The 273-nt window shown below is 71.4% G+C and carries 1 pseudogene; it reads left to right on the top strand.

From position 1 onward, the window contains the following. Positions 1–273: pseudogene (locus A985_RS28730) on the top strand (flagellar assembly protein FliH); the annotation flags it as partial.

The following is a 273-nucleotide window of genomic DNA, read 5'->3' as shown; positions in this document are numbered from 1 at the left end:
CCCCCGCCGCAACCGTTGCCGCCCAACCCGCTCGACGATCCCGCGCTCGCGGAACAGATCGCTGCGTGGCGTGAGGCGGCGCGCGCCGAGGGCCATGCGCAAGGCTACGCCACCGGTCACGCCGAGGGCTACGCCGCCGGGCAGGCTGCCGGACAACAGGAAGTCGACACGCGTGCCGCACAACTCGCCGATATCGCGCATGGGTTCGGCAACGCGGTGAACGCCATCGATCGCGAAGTGGCCGAGCCGCTGCTCGGACTGGCCCTCGACATC

Origin of the sequence: Pandoraea sp. B-6 (assembly GCF_000282835.1) — a bacterium.
Classification (GTDB): Bacteria; Pseudomonadota; Gammaproteobacteria; order Burkholderiales; family Burkholderiaceae; genus Pandoraea; species Pandoraea cepalis.
The sequence above is the reverse complement of the archived record's forward strand: the minus strand, read 5'-3'. Positions and strand labels throughout refer to the sequence as shown.